This is a genomic window from Pseudorhizobium xiangyangii (assembly GCF_020531965.1).
In the GTDB taxonomy this organism is placed as follows: Bacteria; Pseudomonadota; Alphaproteobacteria; order Rhizobiales; family Rhizobiaceae; genus Neorhizobium; species Neorhizobium xiangyangii.
Genome location: NZ_JAJAWH010000075.1, coordinates 1 through 3,175, shown reverse-complemented (window position 1 = coordinate 3,175; position 3,175 = coordinate 1). Strand labels below are relative to the sequence as shown.

Annotated in this window: 3 protein-coding genes; all 3 read right to left on the bottom strand. The window is 53.1% G+C overall.

Annotation, left to right across the window (positions count from 1 at the left end; genetic code table 11):
- Positions 1-802: 802 nt before the first annotated feature.
- Complete coding sequence (locus tag LH464_RS24150) at positions 803-1,555, bottom strand: GntR family transcriptional regulator (RefSeq protein WP_226788944.1); 753 nt, start codon at positions 1,553-1,555, stop codon at positions 803-805.
- Between the two features lie 243 nt (positions 1,556-1,798).
- Positions 1,799-2,521: an EAL domain-containing protein gene (locus LH464_RS24145; protein ID WP_226788943.1), complete on the bottom strand. Its 723-nt coding sequence runs from the start codon at positions 2,519-2,521 to the stop codon at positions 1,799-1,801.
- Between the two features lie 62 nt (positions 2,522-2,583).
- The gene (locus LH464_RS24140; protein ID WP_226788942.1) at positions 2,584-3,069 is read right to left on the bottom strand and encodes a hypothetical protein; all 486 of its coding nucleotides are present in this window, start codon (positions 3,067-3,069) and stop codon (positions 2,584-2,586) included.
- Between the last annotated feature and the right edge of the window lie 106 nt (positions 3,070-3,175).

Sequence of the window (3,175 nt, the reverse complement as noted above, 5' to 3'; positions counted from 1 at the left end):
ACGTTGCCGGCAAGGTCATGGGTGGCCTCAAAATCACCTGGTAGACATCACCAGCGCAAGGGGTCGTTGTTTCGCCGACACCTTCACGGTCTCCAGTGGTAGACCACGCAATCACAGCTTGAGTGTTACCCAGAATGTAGGCGGTCTCCAGTGCTATCTTACACGCTCCTTGCGAAAATGAATCTTGTCACGTATAAAGCAACCGCGACGGCGACGGAGCAAGTGCCTTGAAAAGGAATAGCTCATTTACTTTAGCAGTTGTCCTTTTGGCGAACCTCGATATCGAATTCGCACAGGCACAGCTATTCGAGACCGCTGATATCAGGCTAAGGATAGGAACGTACCTTGCTGACGGAAAACCAATTTCGTGTGGCGAGACCAAAGACGAGCTGGAAGAGCTTGGTTTCCACAACGTTGAAGTTAAGGACTGTGGAGGAAGTACGTACACCTACAGAGTGTTTCGTGCTGGAGCGCGGTATGAGGTCGTAGTCGGCGCCGACAATGGACGCGTCATTCGACGAACCTCATTTTAAAACGTGGAAGCCCGATTCAGGATCCAGCCCCGGCCGCCGCTCAAATGGTAGCAGCCCGCCGAGGTCTCGGACTGCGGGCACTTTCCAGACTTCATGTCGTCCTTCAACCAGCAACTCAAATTAAGGGCGTTTAGGAGTTGTCGTCGCACGGGCCAAGGCAAAGCGACTTTATGGGACTACATTCAAGGCCTCAGCTTCGGCGCGGCAATGACTCCATCCCGTGCAGAACGCGTCATCTGAGCCCAGATGTCTGGAACCCTTGCGGACATTCAACGGGGTTTCGCTGCGTGACCTAAGATTGATCTCAGATCAGCGGTATGATCGTCCATCACGAGGTTCATGCTTTGCATCAGGAGCGCACTGTAAATTCGGATCGTCTCGACGGCCTTCTCTGCATCGCCCTTGCTGATTGCGTCGACGATCGTTTTACCCAGTGCGCGGCTGTCGGGTGCTGGACCCTTCTGGTGGAGAGACAGTGCCAGAATAGCACGGACCATGTATCTTGCCATTGTACCAGCCAAAAGTGCATTTCCGGAGAGGAGACCGAGGAGCGTGCCCAGTTCACTTCGCATACGACGAGAAGCCTGAACTTTCTGCTCGTTATGGGCTCGCTCTTCAGCTTGTAGATGTAGCTGTATGCGTTCGCGATCTTGGTCCGTCAGGCCTTTAGGATTAAGCGCAAGTTTTCGAGCGAAGTGCTGGTAAAGCACTGATGCCGCCTCCAACACTTGCAAGCCGTCCTCTCTACTCGGTGATGCAACATAGGCGCCACGATTCAGAGGCAGTTCTACGATGCCGTCCTGTTCCATAATCACTAGCACCTTGCGGATAACCGTGCGGCTTACACCGTATATTTCCCCTAGGGCGGCTTCCTCCAGCTTCATACCAGACTGCAGCTTCCTATCAATCACTGCATTCCATATGCCGTTATAGATTTCGGCTTCAACGCCCGCCAAAGGAACGGTGAGGAAAGATGTAATGTCCATTCCCTGTAGAGCGGGGGATACAAATCGGTCAGGCATTCGAAAATCTCCAAGTTGAATATGCAAGACGTTCATTTCTTGGGCCAAGCAGCCCCAACGCCAGAAGGCGTGCGTGGCTCTCAGAGCCTTCTCCTCGGAACCTACTTTCATAGCGAGAGAACTTTATGAAGTGCGTAATAAGGCAGGGTTCGTGGCACATAAGATAACGCTTGGTATTGACTTGATTTTTAGTCGTACATGTATCCGTTATCGCCATCTCTAGCCAGAAGCAATTCTCCCGAGTTAGGCCGCCGTGCAGTCTGCTCGCGATGGGGCCAAAGTCGGCTTTCCACAGTAATAGCCTTGCATCAGATCGAACTCGCGCGATCGCAGGTCAGCGAAAATTTCCCCCGTTTCAACGCCCTCGGCGATTAAACGGCTCCCGAACGCCCGACACCCCCCAATGATCGAGGTGATGAAGCATGTTTGTTCGACATCCTGGCCAATTTTACCGACGAGGGAACTATCGAACTTTACGAACTCCGGTCGAAGTTCCATCAAGGTCGACAGACCATTGAAGCCGGCTCCGAAGTCGTCAAGAGCGAATCTCACTCCCTCGTTGCGGGAGGCATCCAAGCATGCGCGAACCCGCTGATAGTCGCCAATCGGCTCATGCTCGGTAATCTCGAAAATGAGGTGTTCCAGACAAAATCCAATCTGTCGCGCGAGCGAAATCGTTGCTGCGATACCGTATATCGGATGCATGATCGAGGATGGGAGGATATTCAAGCAGAGACTCCCGGAGACTCGATTCAATCGCGCGAGAGCGAGCGCGAGGTGGCGGCATCGACAATCAGCAACGGTGAGCGCTTCACCTTGCAAGGCATTAAAATAGAGCAGAGGACTAATGCCGGATTTCGGCCGCGCTAAGGCTTCATAGCCGAAGATGCTGCCATCCGACCCATGGATGATGGGCTGGAATGCTATGTTGAATTCTGGGTCTGTTGAAAGTTCGTCAATGGTCATTTGCTGCTCCCGACGCCTGCGGTGACATTCGACGCTTTAGGCGCTTGAATTGCGAACCGAGGTCAGAGATCAAGCACACGCCCGATACGTCCAAGATACTCTACGATTTCACCTCGGAGATGGTCCCGAGGGCCGAAATCTGCCAGAATCTGCATTACATTCCTGGCCTGCTCAGGCTGGTCCGGTTCCTCTAGACAGTAATAATTCGACACAGCGACTGGATTACATCCCGCATCGATCAGCCTACGAACTAGATCGGGAATCCTATCGTGCTGGCTGTCCATATCACTCACCAACCGCAACGGCCCCGGATGCTTCTTAATGGTAACCAGATCATCCGGGCGAAATCGCGTGTTGTTCAGATCAGGCTTGAGATCGAACTTGCCGTATCGCTGCCTCTCCCAATATCCAGGTGCTGGCCGGGGGACATCATTTTCTTCGCAGGCTTTGGCGATAGTCGTGTCACGAAGGCCATGTTGCTTCGCAATAGCCGATAGCGGCATCGACCATACCAGATTGAACAATTCCTGTCGTTTGAAATCAACCATGTCATACCTCTTCCTTACACCCGAAACCTGCTCACAGCGCGCGACTAGAGAACCACGGATGCCACAAGCGCCAGCCTTTGCGGTTTGAACCATTCAGGGGAGGGTC

Excerpts from the sequence above, each read along its gene's own strand:
- LH464_RS24140 (WP_226788942.1), bottom strand. The coding sequence starts at position 3,069 with ATGGTTGATTTCAAACGACAGGAATTGTTCAATCTGGTATGGTCGATG.
- LH464_RS24145 (WP_226788943.1), bottom strand. The coding sequence starts at position 2,521 with ATGACCATTGACGAACTTTCAACAGACCCAGAATTCAACATAGCATTC.
- LH464_RS24150 (WP_226788944.1), bottom strand. The coding sequence starts at position 1,555 with ATGCCTGACCGATTTGTATCCCCCGCTCTACAGGGAATGGACATTACA.